We start from the raw sequence: 21277 nt of genomic DNA on the forward strand, positions 1-21277 counted from the left end.
CACCTGTATCGGGTGATGCGGTCGCAGTCGGCAGTGACCACGACGGTACGAGCGTAATGTGTCGGCTTTGTTTCGCCTATTGGTCTCCCCGGTCTGTCGCGGCGGAATCGCCCTGTTCGCCTGGCGAAGACCGGAATTATTCGGCTCCCGCGCGACTTAGAATCGGTACAGCCCGAGAACACGCAGGAGAGCGCATGGACTACAACGACCCCTTCGGTTTCGTCGGATTGACTTACGACGACGTGCTGCTCCTCCCGGGACACACCGACGTCATCCCCTCCGAGGCCGACACGTCCTCCCGCGTCACCCGCCGCATCACTGTCGCGACGCCGTTGCTGTCTGCCGCGATGGACACCGTGACCGAGGCCCGCCTCGCGATCGCGATCGCGCGGGAAGGCGGACTCGGCATCATCCACCGCAATCTGTCCATCGCCGACCAGGCCGCGATGGTCGACCGCGTCAAGCGCAGCGAATCGGGCATGATCACCGACCCGATCACGACGACTCCCGACGCCACGATCGAAGAGGTCGACAACCTCTGCGCGCAATACCGGATCTCGGGGCTTCCGGTCGTCGACGACGACGGGCGGCTGGTCGGAATCATCACGAACCGCGACATGCGGTTCGTCTCGGGTTTTGAGCGTCAGACCACGAAGGTTCGCGACGTCATGACCACCGAGGGGCTCGTCACCGGCCGCGTCGGCATCGCTGCGAACGAGGTCATCGCACTCTTCGCGCACCACCGCGTCGAGAAGCTGCCGCTGCTGGACGAGGACGGAAAGCTCGCGGGCCTCATCACGATCAAGGACTTCGACAAAAGCGAGAAGTATCCGCTCTCCACGAAGGATGAGCAGGGTCGGCTGCGGGTCGGCGCCGCGATCGGCTTCTTTGGCGACGCGTGGGAGCGCGCCGAGGCGCTGCGCGACGCGGGTGTCGATGTGATCGTCGTCGACACCGCGAACGGACACTCCGCCGGCGTCATCGACATGGTCACGCGCATCAAGTCCGACCCCACGTTCGCCCACATCGACGTCATCGGTGGCCAGGCCGCGACCCGCGAGGGTGCACAGGCACTGATCGACGCGGGTGTCGACGCGGTCAAGGTCGGCGTCGGCCCGGGATCGATCTGCACGACCCGCATCATCGCCGGCGTCGGCGTGCCGCAGGTCACCGCGATCTGGGAGGCGTACAAGGCCGCGCGCGAAGCCGGCATCCCGATCATCGCCGATGGAGGGCTGCAGTACTCCGGCGACATCGCCAAGGCCCTCGTCGCCGGCGCCGACACCGTCATGCTGGGCTCGCTACTCGCCGGCACCGATGAGTCCCCCGGAGAAGTCGTCTTTCAGGGCGGCAAGCAGTTCAAGCTGTATCGCGGCATGGGCTCGCTCGGCGCGATGCAGACGCGTGGCAAGAACACGTCGTACTCGAAGGACCGCTATTTCCAGGCCGATGTGCCCTCCGACGACAAGCTCATCCCCGAGGGCATCGAAGGTCAGGTCGCCTACCGCGGCCCGGTCTCGGCGGTCGCCCATCAGCTCATCGGAGGCCTGCGGCAGTCGATGTTCTACGTCGGCGCCCGCACGATCGAAGAGCTCAAGGCCAAAGGCAAGTTCGTGCGGATCACTCCGGCAGGCCTCAAGGAGAGCCACCCCCACGACGTGCAGATCGTGGTGGAGGCGCCGAACTACAAGCGCTGAGCGCCGGCGGGCTGGCTCTATGTCGGCGTCCCGTCGGCTGGCTGACGATCGCCGCAGAATGTCGCGAACTCCGCATCCTTTTTGTCGATCGGGTGCGGAGTTCTCTGCATTCTGCGGACTTCGTTGCCCCAGTGGGGTGCAGGAGCCCGCGGGGGCAGCATCGGCTGAATGCCGACAGCCCGTCGGCTGGTGCACGATCGCCGCAGAATGTCGCGATCTCCGCAGGTGGATGCGGCATCCGGTGCGGGAATGTCGACATTCTGCGGCGATCGTGCGCCGTGGGAGATGCCGTGCCGGTGTGGATGCCGGTGCCGTCTCCGCCGGTCCTTGCTCGGCTCGATGCTCACCGATCCTCCGCCGGTGTTGGTGCTGAGGTCCGCCGGTGCCGACCTCGGCGCTGGTGCTGATGCGCACGATCGCCAAAAAGGATGCGGCATCAAACCTGGGGCGCTTCGCCTGTCCAGTTGCGGGTACTCGTTCATGGTGTCGCTGCAGCGCCACATCGCCCGCAACCAGATCTATATCTACGCCGCAGAAAACGACCTTGATCTCCCCCTAGACACCTATCTCGACGTGCTCCTCCCGCGGCTGCTGAAGAATCCTGAACGCGTATGGAACGCGCGCGAACTCGCCGCGTACGGCCTCGCGAAGGATCGCGCCTTCGACCCCGGCACGCGGTACGGCGAGTCCGACACGGGCTACCTCCTCCTCGGCGTCGTCCTCGAGCGGGTGACCGGATCGTCGCTCAACGCGTTGTACCAGGAGTTCGTGTTCGAGCCGCTCGGCATGTCGGCGAGCTCGGCGCCCCTGTCGATGCCAACCGGCGGCGACGTGTTGAACGGGTTCCGATCCGGCACGACGGAGGACGGCAAGACGAGCTGCGCCGAACCTCTCGACGTCACCGCTCTCTCGCCCACCGCCGGCGGCGCCGCGGCAGGCGTCGTCTCCGATGTCGATGACCTCGCGACCTACGCTCGCGCACTGGCGGCCGGCGCGCGTTCGTACGACACGGAGGGCCGCTTCGCGGATGCCCGGACCCTCCGCTCGCAGCCGTCGTGGTTCACAGCCGACGGTGGCGCGTTCCAGGCCGGCTCGCTCGTCGGCCAGTACGGCTCGATCCCGGGCTACCTCACGGCGGCGTTCGGCGACCGCGAGACCGGCCTCGCGGTCGTCGTCGTCCTCAACAACTCTCGCGCCTCCGCCGCGCTCGTGCGCACGCTGGCGTGGCAGCTCGCCGCCGTCGCCTCGAAGGCGCCCGCCGCGGAGGGTCGCACGGCCCCCGAGTCGGGCCTGCCGTGGACGGCGGAGAGCCTCGCCGGCACGATCTCCGAGACGGCCGTCTGCTCGTGACCCGCGGCGGTCCACCCGCCACCGCCGTCGGACTCGTCGTCACGGGTCTCGTCTGCCAGGAGGTGGGAGCCTCCCTCGCCGTGCTGCTGTTCCCCGAGGCGGGTCCCCTGGGCATGGTGATGCTTCGGCTCGTCTTCTCCGCCGTCATCCTCTGGCTCATCGCCCGCCCCTCGCTGCGCGGCCACGGGCGAGCGGGCTGGATCGCCGTCGTGCAGCTCGGCACCGCCCTCGCCGTCATGAACGGCTTCTTCTACCTGGCGTTGGCGCGGCTGCCCCTGGGCATCACCGTGACGATCGAGGTGCTCGGTCCGCTGGCGCTGTCGATCATCGCGGGGCGGCGTCGTTCGTCGTGGCTCTGGGCGGGGCTGGCTCTCTGCGGCGTCGTCGCGCTCGGCGGCGGCGGGTGGGACCGCCTCGACCTCCTCGGCGTGCTCTTCGCGCTGGGCGCCGCGGTGAGCTGGGCGTTCTACATCCTCGCGTCGGCGCGAGTCGGCGCTGCCTTCCCTCGGCTGGACGGGCTCGCGCTGGCGATGACCTTCGCAGCCGTGCTGTCGCTCCCGTTCGGTATCGCGAACGCGGGCGCGGACCTCTTGCGGCTGGACCTGGTCGCGCTGGGCGCGGCGGTCGCTCTGCTCTCGTCGACGATCCCGTACGCCCTCGAGCTCATTGCGCTCCGTCGGCTCCCCGCGGCGGCGTTCTCGATCCTCATGGCCCTCGCCCCCGCGACGGCGGCGCTGGCCGGATTCCTCCTGCTGGGGCAGCACCTCACCGTCTGGGAGATGGCGGGCATCGTCCTCGTGATCGCCGCGTCGGTGGGCGCCGTCCGTGCTGGGGGCCGCCGCGCCGACGACATCGCCGAGCCGATCGGCTGACGCTGCGCTTGACTGGGCGCATGACCGTCGTCGTTTGCGGGCCCGCCGCGTGGAATCACCTCATCCTGCTCGATCGCCTCCCCGAGCCCGTTCCGCACATGCAGTTCGCCTCTGCCTCGGTGCACACCGTGGGGGGCACGTCGGCCGGAAAGGCGGTGCACCTGGCGGATGCGGGTGTCGCCGTCCGACTGCACGCCCTGCTCGGTGAGGATGCCGAGGGCGTGGCGGTCGCCGAGGCGCTGCGGCGCGCCGAAGTCGAAGTGGTGCGGCACGTGAGCGCGGTCACCGAGCAGCACGTGAACCTGATGACCGCTGAGGGCGGACGGGTGTCGCTGTACGTCGCCACCCCGTCGCCCGCCGACGAGTCGGCTGTGGAAACGTCGCTCGCCGATCTGGCGACCGCCGAGGTCGCCGTCGTCGATCTGGGCGCCTTCGGGGCCGAACTGATCCGGCGTGGCGTCGGCGCCCCGGTCTGGACCGACCTCCACGACTACGACGGGTCCTCGGCATTCCACGAGCCGTTCCTGCGTGCCGCCGAGGTCGTCTTCATGAACGATGACGCGGTCGACGACCCGTGGGCGCTGCTGCGATCGTGCGTCGACCGCGGCCCACGCATGGCGGTCTGTACGCGCGGCGCCGAAGGCGCGATCGCGCTGGGCGCGGACGGCACGCGATACGCCGTGGCCGCGGCATCCGTCGACCTCGTCGACACCAACGGCGCGGGCGACGCCTTCTTCGCCGGGTTCCTCGCCGCGCATCTGGCGGGCGCCGACGTGGACGGATGCCTCGCGGCGGGCGCGCAGCAGGCTGTCGTCGCGCTGGAGTCCGCCCACCTGCACCCCGCGCTCGCCTGAGCCGCGCAGCGTCCGTGGCCGAGCGCGCCGCTTCGTGCCGAGCGCGCCATTAGATGCCGCGCAGCGAACAGCGCGCTCGGCACGAAGGAGCGCTTTCGCGGGGTGGGCGACGCCGGCTCAGGCGGCGTGAGCGACGGCGCCGGCGGCGGCGAGGTAGCGCTCGGCGACGATGCGGGCGACCGCGTCGTCGGGAGCCAGTGGCGCGGTGACGACGTCCGCGCCGCCGCGAGCGATGACGTCGGCGAAGTGGCCCGGTGCGAGGACGTAACTGGCCGCGACGACGCGACGGGCGCCGGTCGCGCGCGCCTGCGCGACGGCGTCGCCGATGCGGATGCCGGCTCCCGCCGCGAAGGCGACCGAGACGGGCGGGTCGAGGTGGGCCCGCAGCAGGTCGGCCATGCCGGCGACGTCGACGGATGCCGCGGGGTCGCTCGATCCCGCGGCCGCGAGCACGACGGCGTCGCCCTCCGACAGCCCCGCCTCGTGCAGGCGGGTCGCGAGCAGCTCGGCCAGCAGGGGGTGCGGTCCAAGCGCCGCGGTCGCCGTCGCGCGGCCCCCGGCATCCGTCACCGCGCGGGCGATGTCGACCTTCGTGTGGAACCCGGTCGACAGGAGCAGGGGCACGACGACGGCGGGTCGAGGCGAGACGGCGCGGACGACGTCGTCGATCTCGGGCTGCTGCACGTCGACGAAGGCCTCTTCGACCGAGATGTGCGGCAGCAGCAGGCGCACCTTCTCGACGGTTGCGGAGATGGCGGCGCGGCCGTCGGGCGAGCTGGTCCCGTGCGAGCAAGCGATGAGGACGGGAGTCATGCGGGGCCCTCCGGGGAGGCGACGTCGAGCCGGTACCCGCGCTTGTGGGGCGCCGCCGTCTCAGCCGCGAACCAGTGACGCCGAAGCACGTCCACACCGCCCGCGCGCACCAGTTCCCGCAATTGCCGCGCCGTGAAACCCTGCTGCAGGAGTGCGGCGCGGTGCGCGATCCCAACCGCGCTCACCTGGGCGAACAGGTCCTCGAGCGACTTCCGTGGTGCAGACATACCGGCATCCTGTCGCTGGTATCACTTCCTGTGACCGTGACACCTCGCGTTGGGGGACAACTCGACCGCGCCCCGCCCTGGGGAGGAAGCAACGAACGCCGCAGAATGTCACCATTCCCACAGGGGATGCCGGCATCCGGTGCGGAGATCGCGACAATCTGCGGAGATCGTGCAGCCGGGAGAGCGGTGCACCCGGAGAGCCGTCGAGGCGGAAGCCGCCCTATGTCGGGAGGCGAAAGGGCGCGGCGGCGCGCGCGGCGGGATCCAGGGCGAGGTCGGCGAGCGTCGCCCCCACGCCGGGGGCGAACTTGAAGCCTTGGCCAGAGAATCCGGCGCCGACCACAAGGGGGCCGACGCGATCGAGCACGAAGGCCTCGGTCGGCGTCGTCGTGTAGGTGCACGAGACGGGTACCGCCGAATCCGCATCGAGACCGGGGAACCATTCGCGCACGTACGCCGCGAGTTCGCGCTGCCACCCGGGTCGATGGGGTCGCGCATCCGGATCGATCTCGTCGCCGACGCCGTGGAACCCGACTTTGATCCCCTCGCCGGGTGTCGGCATGCCGTACACGTTCGCCGGTTGCGCGCCCGGCGCGACGAAGTGATTGAACGACGGCCAGGGTCCCGAGATTCGCGCAGTGAAATGCGCGGGTGTTTCTTCCGTCACCCGCAGGCGGGGCAGGTGGATGCTGCCACTCAGCAGACCCTCGGTCCACGCACCGGCCGTCACGATCGCGATGTCCGCCCGGAAGACACCGGCATCCGTCACGACATCGACACCGTCGGCGTCCGGCGAGACCGCGCGCACCCGGGTGTCCCAGCGCACCTCGCCGCCGGCCTCGACCGTGCGCCGCTCGAGTTCGCGGAGCGAGGCCGCGGCCCGGGCGACGCCGGCATCCGACGAGAACAAGACGGTGTCCTCGAAGCGCATGCCCGGCCACCGCCCGGCCGCCTCGGCGCCGTCCAGAAGCTCGGCCGGGATTCCGCGCGCGGTCAGCCCCGCCGCAATGTCCGTGAGCCCAGCCCCGCTGCCCGCCCCGAGCGCCGCGCCGGACCCGTGAGACACCAGTCCGTGCAGCCGCAGAAGCGGCTCACCGTCGACGATGCCGAGCGCATCCCATCCCTCGCGGGCACGCGCCAGCAGATCGAGGTAGTGCGCCTCGCCGTACGCGTTGTTGAAGTTGCGCGTCTCGCCGTGCGACGCGCCCTCGTGGTGCCCCCGCGCGAAGCGCTCGAGCACGAGCGGGCGTTCGCCGCGGCGAACGAGCTGCCACGCGGTGGACAACCCCATCACGCCGCCGCCGATGATGATGATTCGCATCGTGACCTCCGGCATCCATCCTGGCGCACGTGGGCACCCGGGTAGGCTGAGAGGGTGAGCATGGAGATCGAGCTCGGCCGCGCCAAGCGCGCCCGCCGCGCCTACGCATTCGACGACATCGCCGTTGTGCCTTCGCGGCGCACGCGCAACCCCGAGGATGTTTCGACGTCCTGGACGATCGACGCGTTCGGATTCGGCATTCCGGTGCTCGGCGCGCCCATGGACTCGGTGATGAGCCCGCGCACGGCGATCATGCTCGGACAGCTCGGCGGACTCGGCGTCCTCGATCTCGAGGGCGTCTGGACCCGCTACGACGACCCCGAACCGTTGCTCGCCGAAATCGCAGGGCTCTCGGACATCGACGCCACCCGTCGTATGCAGGAGCTCTACAGCGAGCCGATCAAGCCCGAACTGGTACGCGATCGCCTTGCCGAGATCCGCGAAGCAGGGGTCACCGTGGCCGGCGCGCTCACGCCTCAGCGCACGCAGGACCTGTACGAGACGGTCGTCGCCGCGGGCGTCGACCTGTTCGTGATCCGCGGAACGACCGTGTCGGCGGAGCACGTCTCGAGCGAGCTCGAACCCCTCAACCTCAAGAAGTTCATCTACGACCTCGACGTCCCCGTCATCGTCGGCGGCGCCTCGACCTACACGGCGGCGCTCCATCTCATGCGCACGGGCGCCGCGGGCGTCCTCGTCGGGTTCGGCGGGGGAGCGGCATCGACGACGCGCGCCACCCTCGGCATCCACGCGCCGATGGCGACCGCCGTGGCGGACGTCGCCGGCGCGCGCCGCGACTACCTCGACGAATCCGGCGGACGCTACGTGCACGTGATCGCCGACGGCGGCGTGGGCACGTCCGGCGACATCGTCAAGGCGCTCGCGATGGGGGCGGATGCCGTCATGCTGGGCGTCGCCCTCGCCCGCGCGACGGATGCACCCGGGCAGGGATTCCACTGGGGTCCCGAAGCCCACCACGCCAAGCTTCCCCGCGGCAGACGCGTCGAGGTCGGCCAGGTCGGCCCGCTCGAGCAGATTCTCTACGGCCCCGCGCCCGTCGCGGACGGCACGGCGAACCTCATCGGCGCGCTTCGCAAGTCGATGGCCACGACCGGGTATTCCGACCTCAAGGAGTTCCAGCGCGTCGAGGTCGTCGTCGCGCCGTATACCGCCCAGTGATGGCATCGAGCGTGAGCGAGGCATCGCCGGAGGCCGTCGAGGTCTTCCCGCCGACGCTCCGCGAAGTCCTGCTGCGTCCCTGGTGGATCGGGATGCTGGTGTTCGCCCTGGCCGTCGCCGCCGTCTTCGCGTGGCTCGGTCAGTGGCAACTGGGGAACGCGATCGATACCGACCCGGCGCCCCCCGGCGCCACCGAAATCGTCCAGCCTCTCGCCGACGTCACGACGCCGGGGGAGTACCTCCCCGAGCCGCTCGTCGGACAGCGCGTCGAGGTGAGCGGGACCTGGCATCCGACCGACTTCCTGGTCGTCTCCTCACGCTTCAATGACGGCGTCGAGGGGTATTGGGTCACCGGACAGTTCCGCACAGGCGATGGCCCGGCCCTCCTGGCGGTCGCGATCGCCTGGGCGCCGACGCGGGATGCGGCCGATGCCGCGGCATCCGCTCTCGCCGCCGATGGCGACGCAGCGACGGCCACGCTGACCGGACGCATCATCTCGGACGAGGGCCCCGCGCTCCCGCCCGACGGTGCGGCAGCGACCGAGATGACCCGGATGTCGCCGGCGGCGCTCCTCGGACAGTGGAGCGACATCGAGGGCCTCGACGTGTACCGCCCGTACCTCGTTGCCGACATCGATACGACGGGCCTCGCTCTGCCCGACGACCTCGTCGCGATCGACTCGCCCGCACCCGTCGAAGGGTCGAACGTCAACTGGCTCAACATCTTCTACGCCGTGGAATGGGCGATCTTCGCCGGCTTCGCCTTCTACATGTGGTACCGCCTGGCCAAGGATGCTTGGGAGAAAGAAGTCGAGGAGCTGGAAGAGGCCGCCGAGCTGGGCGTCTGACGACGAGCGTGGGCCTAGTAGACAAAACCTCCCCAGCCGTAGCTTGCACCGCCGCCGACGGGATCAATCTCACGCTCGGCCAGTGCCAGTACGCTCCAGACGTTGCCTTCGGTATCGGTGAACTCGTACGCGGGCGCGAGGAACCGCTCATCGTCGATGCTCGTCATCTGCGCAAGTCCCAGACGAGCCGAGACGATCTCGAACTCCGTGATGCCCCAGGGGACGAGCGCGCCCGCAGCGGGGACAGCCGGTGGCTCGGTCGCTGGATCGTCGAACTGTTCGTAGTCGACCTCTGACGCCATCGTCGAGGCGTAGGCGGGCGCGAAGACGGGGTCGTTGAGGCGCGCTGCCGCCTCGGCAGGGCTGACGATGTCGTAGTTTCCCAACGAGACAATCGTCGCGGTCGGCCCATAGCCGTACAAGAACCCCTTGGCCGACACGGTGATCGTGGAGGTGACGACCGTGGCGTTTTCGGCAACGACGCGAGCCGCAGAAGCGGAGATCGTGCGCCCCTGCTCCTCCGGCGTAACCGTGACCTGAGTCTGCAACTCGTCGACACCGGTTGCCGACAAGAACAGGCTGAGGGCATCACGGGCTTGCTGCTCCGTCGGCATCGGCGTGTCCGCAAGGCACTGCTTCGTTTCTGCGTCGAACGCCTTCCAGTCATCTTCCGTCATGTCGGTGCCGGTGTCGACGCCGTATTTGGGCCCGATCGCTGCCCAGCATTCGGAGTGCGGGTCGGCGATGCCGCCGGAGAAGTTCACATCCCCGGCTCCCGTCGGTGAGAGCCACAGTCTTGGGCCGTTGCCCTGTCGATCCCCGACGATCCAGCCTTGTTCGGGCTGGTCCTGATGGGCGGTTCCGTCGAGGCCGAGCGCAGCCGCTATCCGTTCTGCATCGGGCGCAGAGTATTGCGCTCGTCCGTCGAGCGCGTAGACGGCGGACATGGACGGCGTCTGATCGAACGGGGGCACGATAAAGCGTCGACCGTTGGAGTAGTGCCATGGAGAGACGGCCGCGTCGGCCGTCGCTGAGTTTGCCGTGGCTTCCTGCCCACCTAGCAAACCGGCGTCACCCGCACCACTCCGGCCGGCTCCGCCGAGGCTGACTGGCGGCGCGGGTTCCTCTGCGCTGCCCACGGCAACGGTGATCGGCGTGCCGGAGGGCGTTGCCGTCGCCGCAGCGGACGGCGCGGCGTCACCGCGCGATCCGGCAAGGTATCCGCCGCCGAGACCGACGACGAGAGCGGCTGCAGCTGCGGCGGGGGCAAGCCACCGTGAGCGACCGGCATGCACCGAAGAACGCGCCGCATTATCGGGGATGCCGGTCACGTGGCTACGCAGATGCGCGGGTGCCTCGGTTCCCGCCGCCGGGTCGAGCGAGCGCATCGCGGATAGAGAAGTGTCCTCGTCGTGCGGGTCCATCAGTCGCTCCGTCCGGAAGGGGGTCTTCTGGGTATGTGTCAGAGGAGCCGAGCATCTTGCACGACCACCCCGGTGCGGTCTTCGTCCTGGCTCCTCCAGACGCTCCGCAGTCGCGCGCGAGCACGGGAGAGGGCGGCCTGGGCGCCCGATCGAGACACACCCAGAGCCTCAGCGAGTTCGTTGCCGTCCAAGCCCTCCCAGGCGTGGAGCATCAGAATCTCCCGGTCCCGACTTTTCAGGAGGGCGAGCGCGCGGGAGAGTTCGTCGCTACGTGCCGTCTGTTCGGCGTGATCGGGGCTCGACAGCGGAGGCAACGCGTGGACAGGCGCGACGATTGCGCGGCGGCGGTGGTTGGAAAGGACGAACCCCGCGGTCTTGTAGAGCCACGGCAACTCTGCGCCGCGTGGGACGTCCACGCGGCGCCGCCAAGCGGTGGTGAACACGTCCGATGCCAGGTCCTCAGCGTCCTGTCGAGACGTGCGGCGCACGAAATACCGGTAGATCGCGTCGGCGTGGCAGGCGACCTCCGCGATGTACCACGCGTGATCGTCGCTCATGGATCTCCGTCCGCATAACCGTTCCTCACGGTGTTTATGTCGGTGTGGTCGTGATTCTTGCAGGTGTCTGATCTTCGCGGTCGACGACGTCTGGTCGAGGCCGGGGCGCCGGTGTCCGCCGAGTAGACTGGACCTCATGCCTCAGCCCAAACTCGCCACCTTTCCGGCGATCCGCGGGGCGCTGAAGTTCTACCAGATCGCCTCGGTCATCACCGGTGTCGGGCTCTTGCTTCTGCTCGCCGAGATGATCCTGAAGTACACGCCTCTGCACGTCGAGGTGTTCACCGGCGGCTCGGGCGGGTTGCTGTGGCTGGCGCCGGTCATCGTCGGCGCCGATTGCCAATGGTTCTCGCTCTTCCTCCCCGGTGGAAGCGGATGTGAACTGACGTCGGCCGGCGACGGGTTCAACCTGTCGCTCGGCATCCTCGTCGCGCACGGCTGGTTCTACGTGGTGTACCTGTTCGCCTGCTTCCGGATCTGGAGCCTGATGCGCTGGCGCTTCCCGCGCTTCATCATGCTCGCCCTCGGCGGCATCGTCCCGCTCCTGTCGTTCTTCATGGAGGCCCGCGTCGCCCGCGAGGTCAAGACCTACCTCGCCGAGCGCGAGGCGGCATCCGCTCTCATCACGGAAGGCACCCGGTGACCACCGAGACTCAGACCGACCAGCGACCTGTCCTGGTCGTCGACTTCGGCGCACAATACGCGCAGCTCATCGCGCGACGCGTGCGCGAAGCCGGCGTCTACAGCGAGATCGTGCCCCACACCGTCACGGCCGACGAGGTCGCCGCGCGCAACCCGCTCGCGCTTGTCCTCTCCGGCGGCCCCTCCTCGGTGTACGAGCCGGAAGCGCCCACGTTGGATGCCGGCGTGCTGGAGCTCGGCATCCCGACTCTCGGCATCTGCTACGGCTTCCAGGTGATGGCCCGTCAGCTCGGCGGCGTCGTGGCCAACACGGGACTCCGCGAGTACGGAGCGACGGATGCCGTGCTCGAAGGCGACGGCGGTGTGCTGCTCGGCGGCCAGCCCGAAACCCAGAACGTGTGGATGAGTCACGGTGACCAGGTGTCTGAGGCGCCCGCCGGCTTCGACGTGCTGGCTTCGACGGCGGCGACCCCGGTCGCGGCCTTCGGCAACGCCGAGAAGTGCTTCTACGGCGTGCAGTGGCACCCCGAGGTGAAGCACTCCGACTACGGCCAGGACGTCATCGTCAACTTCCTGCACAAGGCGGCCGGCCTCGCCGCCGACTGGAACAGCGGCAACGTCATCGCCGAGCAGGTCGCCCGCATCCAGGAGCAGATCGGAACCGGACGCGTCATCTGCGGCCTCTCCGGCGGCGTCGACTCCGCGGTCGCCGCGGCGCTCGTGCACAAGGCCGTCGGCGACCAGCTGGTCTGCATCTTCGTCGACCACGGGCTGCTCCGGAAGGACGAGCGCGAGCAGGTCGAGCAGGACTACGTGGCCTCGACCGGCGTGCGCCTGGTCACCGTCGACGCGCGTGAGCAGTTCCTCAGTGCGCTCGCCGGTGTCAGCGATCCCGAGCAGAAGCGCAAGATCATCGGGCGGGAGTTCATCCGTTCCTTCGAGGCGGCCGAGAAAGCGCTCGTGGCGGAGGCCGCGGCCGACGGTGAGCCGATCCGCTTCCTCGTGCAGGGGACCCTCTACCCCGACGTCGTCGAGTCTGGTGGGGGGACCGGCACCGCGAACATCAAGAGCCACCACAACGTGGGCGGCCTGCCCGAAGACCTGCAGTTCGAGCTCGTCGAGCCGCTGCGGACGCTCTTCAAGGACGAGGTGCGCGCAATCGGTCGCGAACTCGGACTGCCCGAGGTGATCGTCGGCCGGCAGCCGTTTCCGGGGCCCGGTCTCGGCATCCGCATCGTCGGTGAGGTTACCGCTGACCGTCTCGAGATTCTGCGTGATGCCGACGCCATCGCCCGCGCCGAGCTGACGGCTGCCGGCCTGGACAGCGAGATCTGGCAGTGCCCGGTCGTGCTGCTCGCCGAAGTCCGCTCGGTCGGCGTTCAGGGCGACGGCCGCACGTACGGCCACCCGATCGTGCTGCGCCCGGTGTCGTCGGAAGACGCCATGACGGCCGACTGGACGCGCCTGCCCTACGACGTGCTGGCGCGCATCTCGAACCGCATCACGAACGAGGTGCGCGACGTCAACCGGGTCGTCCTCGACGTGACGAGCAAGCCCCCGGGGACCATCGAGTGGGAGTGATGTGACCGGATGCCGGGGCCTGATCTGAGGATCGGGCCCCGGCATCCGTCGTTTCCGGCTTTGCTGGGTGCTTCGCACGATCGCCGCCGAATGTCGCCTTCTCCGCAGGTGGAGGGGCGGTTGGGTGCGGAGATGTCGACATTCTGCGGAGATGGAGACGGCAGATGGATGCCGGGGGCAACGCGAAGGCCCGCCCGGCGGGGCCGGACGGGCCTTCGAAGCGGAGAACGCTTAGTTGTTGCCGCGGATGATCGCGATCATGCGCAGGAGCTCGATGTAGAGCCAGACGACCGTGACCATGATGCCGAAGGCGCCGAGCCAGCCGTACTGGCGGGGGGCGGCGTTGCGCACACCCTGCTGGATCGAGTCGAAGTCGAGCACGAGCGAGTAGGCGGCCATGATGACGACGAACACGCCGATGATGACGCCCCACGGGATGCCGAGGATGAAGCTGGGCTGGCTGGAGATGCCGAACGGGCCGGCGCTGTCCGGACCGAACGCGCCGAACATCATCATGACGACGTTGACGAGCGAGAACACCAGGTATCCGACCATCGCGATCATGAAGACCTTGGTGGCCTTCTTCGACGCGCGCACCTTTCCGCTGGCGAAGAGGGCGAGCGTGACGCCGACGACCGAGAGGGTCGCGATCGTCGCCTGCAGCACGATGCCGGGCCAGATGTACTCGAAGTAGGCCGAGATGCCACCGATGAAGAGACCCTCGAACGCGGCGTAGCCGAAGATCAGCGCCGGGCGGATCTTCTTGCGTGACGTGAAGATCACGACCATCGACAGCACGAAGCCACCGAGCATGCCGATGATCCACGGCGCGATCGAGACGGCCCCCGGGGTTTCGGGCGTGACGCCGGCCATCGTCCAGATCCAGCCGACGACGGCGGTGACGAGAAGAATGGCGAACAGGGCGAGCGTCTTGATGACGGTGTCCTCGACCGTCATGCGACCGGTCTGCACGGAGCCGGCGGCGGGAGACGCGTACGCGCCCTCCATCTGGGCCTGCGCGGCGATGTCGACGGCTTGTCCGGACGCGGTGCCGAACTGGGTCTGGGCAGCCGGCGGGGTCAGCCCGGGCCGCTGTTCCTGGAACGCGGGGTTGCTGAATGCGGGGTTGCTGCTCGAGGCCATGGTGGTCTCTCTCCAATGCGAAGGGTGCCGTAGTGAAATCCTGCGGACTCCCAGCGTATCCGAACCCCGTTCGGTGGAGCAGATCTCGCCCTGTGAGGGCGCTATGAACGTCAGGCGGTCCTCGCCGCTGACTACCCTGGAGTCATGCCGCGTCGTCGTCCTCTCGTGATCGGGCACCGGGGTGCACCGGGGTATCGGCCAGAGCATTCGCGGTCCTCGTACGACCTCGCCCTCGCCCTGGGCGTGGATGCCGTCGAACCCGACATCGTCGTCTCCCGCGACGGAGTGCTCGTGGTCCGGCACGACACCGAGATCGGGTCGACCACGGATGTCGCCGATCATCCGGAGTTCGCCGATCGCCGGACGACCAAGACCGTCGACGGCGCGGAGCTCAGCGGCTGGTTCGTCGAGGACTTCACGTGGGACGAGCTCGCCACGCTCCGTTGCCGCGAGCGCCTGCCGCGGTTGCGGCCCGGCAGCGCGAGTTTCGACGGAGAGCAGCAGATCCTGCGCCTGCGTGATGTGCTCGACCTCGTCGCCCAGGCGGGGCTCGAGCAGGGTCGCGAGATCGGCGTGGTCCTGGAGATCAAGCACGCCACGTTCCTCACGGGCCTCGGCTTCGACTACGCAGCTCTGATCGCCGCCGAGCTGCGCGCCGCCGGATGGGATGGCGGCCGCTGGCCGCTGACGATCGAGTCGTTCGAGTCGGGCATTCTGAGGCAGCTCCGCGATTTCGGCGTGCGTGCGACCTACATCTACCTGCTCGAGGCCGCCGGGCAGCCCGCCGACCTTGTCGCAGTTCACGGTGCGTCGGCGCCGACCTACCGATCGGTCATGACGCCGGAGGGGCTCGACGGCCTCGTGGGTCGAGTCGATGGGATCAGCCTCGACAAGAGGAGCATCCTGGCGCCGGACCGCCTCGGTCGTGTGGGTGAACCGGCATCCGTCGTCGCCGATGCGCACGCGCGAGGCCTTCGTGTCTTCACGTGGACCTGCCGGCCCGAGAACACCTTCCTGGTGGCGCAGTTCCGTCGCGGTCGCGACAAGGCTGCGTTCGGCGACTATGAGGCGGAGTGGCAGTTCCTGGTCGACGCGGGCGTCGACGGATTCTTCGTCGACCACGCGGATCTGGGTGTCGCGTTCTTCCACGGCGCCCGCGACTGACAGTTCACCGAGTCGTCCCTGGGTCCGGGCGCCCGGCACCCGTAGGGTGAAGGCATGACAGAGAGCGGCATCGTCGCCCGCGGCGTGCGCCGCTCGTTCGGACACGTCCACGCCGTCCGCAATGTGACCCTCGACGCGCGGGAGGGCGCGGTGACGGGTCTCGTCGGGCCCAACGGCTCGGGGAAGACGACGCTGCTTCTCATGCTCGCCTCCCTCCTCGCGCCCGACGCGGGCGAGTTGCGGATCGGCGGCGTCGACCCGGTGGCCGATCCCGCCGCCGCACGTGCGCTGCTCGGGTGGATGCCGGATGCGCTCGGCGCGTGGGGATCACTGACGGTGCGCGAGACGCTCGTCACGACCGGACGCCTGTACGACCTCGATCGCGATCAGGCGACGGCCGGTGCCGCGCGCCTGATCGACGAGGTGGGTCTCCTCGATCTCGCCGACGCCCCCGCCCGCGTGCTGTCGCGAGGACAGAAGCAGCGGCTGGGGCTTGCCCGCGCACTCGTGCACAACCCCCGCGTGTTGCTGTTGGACGAGCCGGCCTCAGGTCTCGACCCGCAGGCCCGCATCGAACTGCGCACGCTCTTGCGCCGACTGGCCGCCGAAGGCCGGACGATCCTCATTTCCAGCCACATCCTCTCCGAGCTCGAAGAGGTCATCGACGACGCCGTCTTCCTCGTGCAGGGCGAGACCGTCAGCGCCGACCGCGTTGCCGCGGCCGCGGGGCGCCAACGCACCTGGCGCATCCGCATCGCCGATCTCGACGCGCGCGCCGCCGTCGTGCCCGTGGCGCAGGCCCTCGGACTCGACGCCGCGCTGATCCCGATCGACCGGCGCGATCTGCTCGTCGCGTTCGATTCGGATGCCGTTGCCGCGGGCGGGCTGGCCGCCCTCGTGCACGCGGGACTCCCGGTTGCGGAGTTCTCCGCCGCGACCGGCTTGCTCGAACACACCTTCCTCGACCTCGAAGGAGGGACGCGATGAGCTTCTCGCGCCTCTGGACGATCGCCCGACTCGAGCTCACGCAGCGCGTGCGCACGGTCGCCTGGTACGTGCTGTTGGGGATCTTCGCCCTGCTGCTCCTCGGCGTGACGGCGCTCGCGTTCCTCTCCTACGGCGGGTGGGGTGCGGGCGGCCCGGGTGTGTACTCGATCGTCGTCTACATCACCCTGCTGCTCGTGGTGCTCGTCTCGCCGACCCTCTCGGGCAACTCGATCAACGGCGACCGCGATGCCGCGACCCTCGCGCCCGTCCAGGTCACTCTCGCCACGACCGGCGAGATCCTGTTCGGCAAGTTCGTCGCCGCCTGGATCACGGGTCTCGCCTTCACGGCCGTGGCGGCGCCGTTCCTGATCGTCGCCACGTTCGCCGGTGACGTCGATCCGCTCGCGGTCATCATCTCGCTCGTCGTGCTCATCGTCGAAACCGGGGTGATCTCGGCGATCGGCGTCGCGCTGTCCGGGATCCTCGCCCGTCCCCTGTTCTCGGTGGCGGCGACGTACCTCGTCGTGATGGCGCTGGTCGCGGGATCCGTCATCGGGTTCGGTCTGATCGGCGCCGCGATTTCGACGGAGTACACCACGAGCTACCGGTCCGCGGAGTACGATCCCGACACCGGAAACCCGGTCTGCCGCGATGGGTCGGAGGACTGCTGGGGCGACCCGGACCAGATGGTGTGCGGCGAGTGGCAGGAGAGTACGTCGCGCATGCCGCGCTACGACTACGTCTGGTGGATGCTCGCTGCCAACCCCTTCGTCATCCTCGCCGACGCCGTGCCGACCCGCTTCGACACCCACGGCTACCCGGTCGACATGTTCGGGTGGCTGAAGTACAGCGTGCGCTCCGCCCAGATCCCGATGTCGGAACAGTCCGGCTGGGACGAGTGCGATCCCGACTACTACACCGACGGCAACTACACTGGGCCGGACTACGAGGAGACGATCGCGAACACCGTGCCGAGCTGGTTCGTGGGCCTCGGCGTGCAGGTGCTGCTGGCCGGGGGACTCCTCTGGTGGGCATGGGCGCGCACCCGCACCCCGGCGCGCACGTTGCCGCCCGGAACCCGGATCGCCTGACGTGGGCACGGACAACCAGACGCCGGTCTTCCAGCGCAACGCGCTCGCCCCCGGCATCCTCGCGGCGATCGTGCTGTTCCTCGCGCCCGTGCTGTTCACGCTCGATTGGGACACGTTCGTCCGGTACGCGGTGTCGATCCTCGCGCTGATCGTCGCGTGGTTCGCGGGTCAGGCGAAGCAGTGGTGGTGGATTCCGTTGTTCGGGGCCATCGCCGTCGTCTGGAACCCCGTCTTCCCGCTGTCGCTCGACGAAGCACTGTGGAACGGCATCCAACCGGCGGCCGCCGTGTTCTTTCTCGTGGCGGGGGCATTCATCAAGAGCCCTCGCTCCTGATCCGTCAGCCCTCATCGCGTCGGCGAGTTTGTCGGACAGCGCGCCGATCGTCGCCGCTTCGGGCGGATAGTCGTGTGCAAGCGGGGCCCATATCTCAGAAAGTGGACGCGACGGCGGGAGTCGAACCCGCAGCGCGACCGGGTATGAACCGGTGCCCGGGACCACCCGGATCGCCGCGATGTCCCGAACGTTCGGGAACGCCTCCACGCTAGCTCGCTGCGCCGACACGGAGAAGGAGTATGTCCTGGGGTTGCGGGATGTGTCGCCCCGTGACGGCCGGTGGTCGGCGCGTCGTGACCATATAGAGGGATGTCGCCGAGGACGCAACCCTGTGGCGGGTTCGCGCGCGTGCAGAGAAACTCTGGTCATGGTCTTCATCGGATATCACTCCTCGCACGAGCAGCTACCTCCGAGCGCCCTCCTGCAATCTGTGGTTCAGGCGGAAGCCGCTGGGTTCGACGGTGCCATGTGCTCCGACCACCTGGCCCCGTGGGGCGTCGATCAAGGCGAATCCGGTTTCGCCTGGAGCTGGCTCGGCGCAGCCCTGGCAGCCACATCCTTCTCCCTCGGTGTGGTCACCGCGCCGGGGCAGCGTTACCACCCGGTCATCAGCGCGCAGGCGATCGCGACGCTCGAGGAGATGTTTCCCGGACGCTTCTGGGCCGCGCTCGGCAGCGGCGAAGCCGTCAACGAGCACATCACGGGTGACCCCTGGCCGCCGAAGGACCGACGCAATGCCCGCCTGGCGGCATCCGTCGACGTCATCAGGGAACTGCTCGCCGGGAAAGAGGTGACGAGGCACGGTGAGATCGAGGTGCACCGGGCCAGAGTATGGAGTCTGCCGGAGACGCCGCCGCCGTTGCTCGGCGCTGCCGTCACAGCCGAGACCGCCAGCTGGGTGGCCGGCTGGGCCGACGGATTGGCCACGGTGGCGCAACCTCGGGAGCGGCTCGCACATGTGCTGGGTGCGTATGCGGGCGCCGGTGGAACGGGCCCGCGCGTACTCCAGGTGCACCTGGCATTGGACGACACTGAAGAAGCCGCCCTCCGCACGGTGCGCTCGCAGTGGCGCCATGCCGCCATCGATGCATCGCTATGGGACATCGAGCAGCCCGAGGACTTCGATACGCTCGCGGGCCGTCCCAGCGACGCAGAGCTTCGCGCGGGCACGCTGGTCTCGGCGGACCCCTCCGCGCTCGCCGATCAGATCGCGGAGCTCGTGGGGCTGGGCTTCGACCGTGTCTACCTGCATGACGTCACGACCGATCAGCGGAGTTTTCTCTCCCGCGCCGAGCGCGACCTGCTTCCGGCTCTGAGGAGGGCACTGTGAAGATCACCGATACCAGCGACCTGTGGTGGAAGTCCGCTGTCATCTATTGCCTGGACGTCGAGACCTACATGGACGACAACGACGACGGGATCGGTGATTTTGCGGGCCTCGCGCGCCGCATCGACTACCTCGCCGATCTGGGCGTGACGTGCCTGTGGCTCATGCCGTTCTACCCGTCACCCGACCGTGACGACGGCTACGACATCACGGACTTCTACGGGATCGACCCCCGGCTCGGCAACCACGGTGACTTCGTCGAGGTGCTCCGCACCGCGAACGACCGCGGGATGCGCGTGATCATCGACCTCGTCGTCAACCACACCTCCGACAAGCATCCGTGGTTCGTTTCTGCCCGGCGGAGCCGTACGTCGGAGTATCGGGACTTCTATGTGTGGCGCGACGACGTGCCCGCACGCGAGCAGGCGCCCGTTTTTCCGGGCGAAGAGACGAGCGTCTGGGAGTACGACGAGCGCACCGAGCAGTACTTCCAGCACTGCTTCTACGCGCATCAGCCCGATCTCAACGTCGAGAACCCACGCGTTCGCGACGAAATCGCCAAGACGATCGGATTCTGGCTCGCGCTGGGTGTCTCGGGGTTTCGCATCGACGCCGTCCCATTCCTGATCGAGCCGCCGGACGGCGTCGACCTCGGAGACCCCCACGAATTGCTCCGCGACATCAAACGGTTCCTGCAGCGTCGTCGTGGGGATGCCGCACTCCTCGGCGAAGTCAACCTGCCCTTCGCCGAGCAACGGGACTACTTCGGGAGCGAGGGCGGGGGAGAACTCGACCTGCAGTTCGACTTCGTCTCGATGCAGGCGCTGTACCTGTCGCTCGCGCGCAACGATCCGGCACCCCTCATCACGGCACTCCAGGCGCGTCCCGAGATTCCGGATGAGGCGGGATGGGCGAACTTCGTCCGTAACCACGACGAACTGACGCTCGACAAACTGACGGATGCCGAGCGCGAAGAGGTCTTCGAGACGTTTGCGCCGGACGAGTCGCAGCGCGTCTACGGCCGGGGCATCACTCGGCGGCTACCCCCTATGTTGGACGGCGATCCGCGCCGCATCCGAATGGTCTATAGCCTCATGTTCTCGTTGCCCGGTACGCCGGTGCTGTTCTACGGCGAAGAGATCGGCATGGGGGAGAACCCCGACATCAGTGGACGCGGGTCGGTGCGCACGCCCATGCAGTGGAGCAACGCCAAGAACGGCGGGTTCTCACACGCGGCCCCCGGTCGACTCGTCGCGCCGATTCCCGGTGACGGGTACTCGCCCGAGCACGTCAACGTGCAGAAGCAGCGCAACGAAGACGGATCGCTCTTGCAGTTCATTCGCCACCTCGCGACGCGGTATCGCGCGTCCGCCGAGATCGGATGGGGAGAGCTGTCGATCCTCGATCACGATGCCGAAGGAGTCCTCGCCCACACGGTGTCCTCGGAGATCGGAACGATGCTCGCGGCGCACAATTTCACGCCGGTACCGGTCACTCTTCGTCTCGACCTCGGGACAGTGGACGACGGCACGGTCCTCCTCGACCTCCACGGACCGGATCGCATCAGCCTGGAGCCGGGCGGACGGTGCGATCTCGAACTCGCTCCCTACGGATTCCGCTGGCTTCGGGTCTGCCCGCCCGGCGACACCAGGATCGCCTGATCAGGCGTCTGCGTCGGCGGGGCCCGGTCGGACGACGGCGTCGGGAGCGATGTCGATGCGCTTCACGCCGTCATGCTCGCTCACCACGATGCGCGGGGCGGCATCCTCTTCGGTCGATCCGGCCGCACGCAGCAGCTGATCGCGGCGCTTCTCCTCGTCGGACATGTCATTGGCGTTCTCGCTCATGACCATCACGCTAGTGACG

21 protein-coding genes and 1 tRNA gene are annotated in these 21277 nt (G+C 68.7%); 14 read left to right on the forward strand and 8 right to left on the reverse strand.

Annotated elements, in window-relative coordinates; translation table 11 throughout:
• Positions 1-194: 194 nt before the first annotated feature.
• The 4 genes from guaB (at position 195) to N4R40_RS09840 (ending at position 4773) form a co-directional block, all read left to right on the forward strand.
• Positions 195-1697: an IMP dehydrogenase gene (gene guaB, locus N4R40_RS09825; protein WP_261607196.1), complete on the forward strand. Its 1503-nt coding sequence runs from the start codon at positions 195-197 to the stop codon at positions 1695-1697.
• A 339-nt stretch (positions 1698-2036) separates the two neighbouring features.
• On the forward strand, positions 2037-3047 hold the full coding sequence (locus N4R40_RS09830) for a serine hydrolase domain-containing protein (protein ID WP_261607197.1): 1011 nt from the start codon (positions 2037-2039) through the stop codon (positions 3045-3047).
• Positions 3044-3919, forward strand: a complete 876-nt coding sequence (locus tag N4R40_RS09835) for an EamA family transporter (protein WP_261607198.1) — start codon at positions 3044-3046, stop codon at positions 3917-3919. Before N4R40_RS09830 ends, N4R40_RS09835 begins: the two co-directional genes overlap by 4 nt.
• 20 nt (positions 3920-3939) lie before the next feature.
• Positions 3940-4773, forward strand: coding sequence for a carbohydrate kinase family protein (locus tag N4R40_RS09840; protein WP_261607199.1), 834 nt, complete (start codon positions 3940-3942; stop codon positions 4771-4773).
• Positions 4774-4890: 117 nt separating this feature from the next.
• Here N4R40_RS09840 and N4R40_RS09845 read toward each other — a convergent pair whose 3' ends face one another.
• The 3 genes from N4R40_RS09845 to N4R40_RS09855 form a co-directional block, all read right to left on the reverse strand.
• Positions 4891-5586 (reverse strand): sirohydrochlorin chelatase, encoded by a 696-nt coding sequence (locus N4R40_RS09845; RefSeq protein WP_261607200.1) that lies wholly within the window; start codon positions 5584-5586, stop codon positions 4891-4893.
• Positions 5583-5813, reverse strand: coding sequence for a hypothetical protein (locus N4R40_RS09850; RefSeq protein ID WP_261607201.1), 231 nt, complete (start codon positions 5811-5813; stop codon positions 5583-5585). Before N4R40_RS09850 ends, N4R40_RS09845 begins: the two co-directional genes overlap by 4 nt.
• 220 nt (positions 5814-6033) lie before the next feature.
• On the reverse strand, positions 6034-7134 hold the full coding sequence (locus N4R40_RS09855; RefSeq protein WP_261607202.1) for an FAD-dependent oxidoreductase: 1101 nt from the start codon (positions 7132-7134) through the stop codon (positions 6034-6036).
• Positions 7135-7194: 60 nt separating this feature from the next.
• Between N4R40_RS09855 and N4R40_RS09860 the strand changes: the two genes are divergently transcribed.
• A complete protein-coding gene (locus N4R40_RS09860) occupies positions 7195-8313 on the forward strand; it encodes a GuaB3 family IMP dehydrogenase-related protein (protein WP_261607433.1) in 1119 nt (372 codons plus the stop codon).
• Entirely contained in the window at positions 8313-9161 is an 849-nt protein-coding gene (locus N4R40_RS09865) for an SURF1 family cytochrome oxidase biogenesis protein (protein WP_261607203.1), read from the forward strand. Before N4R40_RS09860 ends, N4R40_RS09865 begins: the two co-directional genes overlap by 1 nt.
• A gap of 14 nt (positions 9162-9175) precedes the next feature.
• Here the strand turns inward: N4R40_RS09865 and N4R40_RS09870 are convergent, their stop codons facing one another.
• Both N4R40_RS09870 and N4R40_RS09875 read right to left on the reverse strand, forming a co-directional pair.
• Positions 9176-10585: a hypothetical protein gene (locus tag N4R40_RS09870; RefSeq protein ID WP_261607204.1), complete on the reverse strand. Its 1410-nt coding sequence runs from the start codon at positions 10583-10585 to the stop codon at positions 9176-9178.
• Positions 10586-10623: 38 nt separating this feature from the next.
• Positions 10624-11142, reverse strand: coding sequence for an RNA polymerase sigma factor (locus tag N4R40_RS09875; RefSeq protein WP_261607205.1), 519 nt, complete (start codon positions 11140-11142; stop codon positions 10624-10626).
• A gap of 136 nt (positions 11143-11278) precedes the next feature.
• On the opposite strand from N4R40_RS09875, the gene N4R40_RS09880 reads away from it, so the two are divergent.
• A complete protein-coding gene (locus N4R40_RS09880) occupies positions 11279-11785 on the forward strand; it encodes a DUF3817 domain-containing protein (RefSeq protein WP_261607206.1) in 507 nt (168 codons plus the stop codon).
• Positions 11782-13365: a glutamine-hydrolyzing GMP synthase gene (gene guaA / locus N4R40_RS09885; protein ID WP_261607207.1), complete on the forward strand. Its 1584-nt coding sequence runs from the start codon at positions 11782-11784 to the stop codon at positions 13363-13365. The genes N4R40_RS09880 and guaA overlap by 4 nt, the downstream gene beginning before the upstream one ends.
• A 231-nt stretch (positions 13366-13596) precedes the next feature.
• Here guaA and N4R40_RS09890 read toward each other — a convergent pair whose 3' ends face one another.
• Positions 13597-14508, reverse strand: coding sequence for a Bax inhibitor-1/YccA family protein (locus N4R40_RS09890; RefSeq protein WP_261607208.1), 912 nt, complete (start codon positions 14506-14508; stop codon positions 13597-13599).
• Between the two features lie 144 nt (positions 14509-14652).
• Between N4R40_RS09890 and N4R40_RS09895 the strand changes: the two genes are divergently transcribed.
• Genes N4R40_RS09895 through N4R40_RS09910 form a run of 4 tightly spaced genes read left to right on the forward strand, consistent with a single transcriptional unit; the run spans position 14653 to position 18084 of the window.
• On the forward strand, positions 14653-15672 hold the full coding sequence (locus N4R40_RS09895) for a glycerophosphodiester phosphodiesterase family protein (RefSeq protein WP_261607209.1): 1020 nt from the start codon (positions 14653-14655) through the stop codon (positions 15670-15672).
• A gap of 54 nt (positions 15673-15726) precedes the next feature.
• Positions 15727-16659 carry an ABC transporter ATP-binding protein gene (locus N4R40_RS09900; protein WP_261607210.1) on the forward strand — a complete coding sequence of 311 codons (933 nt, stop codon included), beginning with the start codon at positions 15727-15729 and terminating at the stop codon, positions 16657-16659.
• A complete protein-coding gene (locus tag N4R40_RS09905; RefSeq protein WP_261607211.1) occupies positions 16656-17750 on the forward strand; it encodes an ABC transporter permease in 1095 nt (364 codons plus the stop codon). Before N4R40_RS09900 ends, N4R40_RS09905 begins: the two co-directional genes overlap by 4 nt.
• A 1-nt stretch (position 17751) precedes the next feature.
• Entirely contained in the window at positions 17752-18084 is a 333-nt protein-coding gene (locus N4R40_RS09910) for a DUF6804 family protein (RefSeq protein ID WP_261607212.1), read from the forward strand.
• Between the two features lie 102 nt (positions 18085-18186).
• On the opposite strand, the gene N4R40_RS09915 is transcribed toward N4R40_RS09910, so the two are convergent.
• Positions 18187-18262: transfer RNA gene (locus tag N4R40_RS09915), tRNA-Met, on the reverse strand.
• A 189-nt stretch (positions 18263-18451) separates the two neighbouring features.
• Here N4R40_RS09915 and N4R40_RS09920 point away from each other — a divergent pair.
• Together N4R40_RS09920 and N4R40_RS09925 are read left to right on the forward strand one after the other, a co-directional pair.
• On the forward strand, positions 18452-19414 hold the full coding sequence (locus N4R40_RS09920; protein ID WP_261607213.1) for a TIGR03885 family FMN-dependent LLM class oxidoreductase: 963 nt from the start codon (positions 18452-18454) through the stop codon (positions 19412-19414).
• Positions 19411-21072, forward strand: coding sequence for an alpha-amylase family protein (locus N4R40_RS09925; RefSeq protein ID WP_261607214.1), 1662 nt, complete (start codon positions 19411-19413; stop codon positions 21070-21072). Before N4R40_RS09920 ends, N4R40_RS09925 begins: the two co-directional genes overlap by 4 nt.
• Here the strand turns inward: N4R40_RS09925 and N4R40_RS09930 are convergent, their stop codons facing one another.
• Positions 21073-21258, reverse strand: coding sequence for a multidrug transporter (locus tag N4R40_RS09930; protein ID WP_261607215.1), 186 nt, complete (start codon positions 21256-21258; stop codon positions 21073-21075). It abuts the gene before it with no gap.
• Positions 21259-21277 lie beyond the last annotated feature (19 nt).

The organism is Microbacterium memoriense, assembly GCF_025398275.1.
Classification (GTDB): domain Bacteria; phylum Actinomycetota; class Actinomycetes; order Actinomycetales; family Microbacteriaceae; genus Microbacterium; species Microbacterium memoriense.

Bases quoted from the DNA above. Each gene is read 5' to 3' on its own strand.
- guaB (WP_261607196.1), top strand. From the start codon at position 195: ATGGACTACAACGACCCCTTCGGTTTCGTCGGATTGACTTACGACGAC.
- N4R40_RS09830 (WP_261607197.1), top strand. From the start codon at position 2,037: ATGCTCACCGATCCTCCGCCGGTGTTGGTGCTGAGGTCCGCCGGTGCC.
- N4R40_RS09840 (WP_261607199.1), top strand. From the start codon at position 3,940: ATGACCGTCGTCGTTTGCGGGCCCGCCGCGTGGAATCACCTCATCCTG.
- N4R40_RS09845 (WP_261607200.1), bottom strand. From the start codon at position 5,586: ATGACTCCCGTCCTCATCGCTTGCTCGCACGGGACCAGCTCGCCCGAC.
- N4R40_RS09850 (WP_261607201.1), bottom strand. From the start codon at position 5,813: ATGTCTGCACCACGGAAGTCGCTCGAGGACCTGTTCGCCCAGGTGAGC.
- N4R40_RS09855 (WP_261607202.1), bottom strand. From the start codon at position 7,134: ATGCGAATCATCATCATCGGCGGCGGCGTGATGGGGTTGTCCACCGCG.
- N4R40_RS09860 (WP_261607433.1), top strand. From the start codon at position 7,195: ATGGAGATCGAGCTCGGCCGCGCCAAGCGCGCCCGCCGCGCCTACGCA.
- N4R40_RS09865 (WP_261607203.1), top strand. From the start codon at position 8,313: ATGGCATCGAGCGTGAGCGAGGCATCGCCGGAGGCCGTCGAGGTCTTC.
- N4R40_RS09870 (WP_261607204.1), bottom strand. From the start codon at position 10,585: ATGGACCCGCACGACGAGGACACTTCTCTATCCGCGATGCGCTCGCTC.
- N4R40_RS09875 (WP_261607205.1), bottom strand. From the start codon at position 11,142: ATGAGCGACGATCACGCGTGGTACATCGCGGAGGTCGCCTGCCACGCC.
- N4R40_RS09880 (WP_261607206.1), top strand. From the start codon at position 11,279: ATGCCTCAGCCCAAACTCGCCACCTTTCCGGCGATCCGCGGGGCGCTG.
- N4R40_RS09890 (WP_261607208.1), bottom strand. From the start codon at position 14,508: ATGGCCTCGAGCAGCAACCCCGCATTCAGCAACCCCGCGTTCCAGGAA.
- N4R40_RS09895 (WP_261607209.1), top strand. From the start codon at position 14,653: ATGCCGCGTCGTCGTCCTCTCGTGATCGGGCACCGGGGTGCACCGGGG.
- N4R40_RS09900 (WP_261607210.1), top strand. From the start codon at position 15,727: ATGACAGAGAGCGGCATCGTCGCCCGCGGCGTGCGCCGCTCGTTCGGA.
- N4R40_RS09905 (WP_261607211.1), top strand. From the start codon at position 16,656: ATGAGCTTCTCGCGCCTCTGGACGATCGCCCGACTCGAGCTCACGCAG.
- N4R40_RS09920 (WP_261607213.1), top strand. From the start codon at position 18,452: ATGGTCTTCATCGGATATCACTCCTCGCACGAGCAGCTACCTCCGAGC.
- N4R40_RS09930 (WP_261607215.1), bottom strand. From the start codon at position 21,258: ATGAGCGAGAACGCCAATGACATGTCCGACGAGGAGAAGCGCCGCGAT.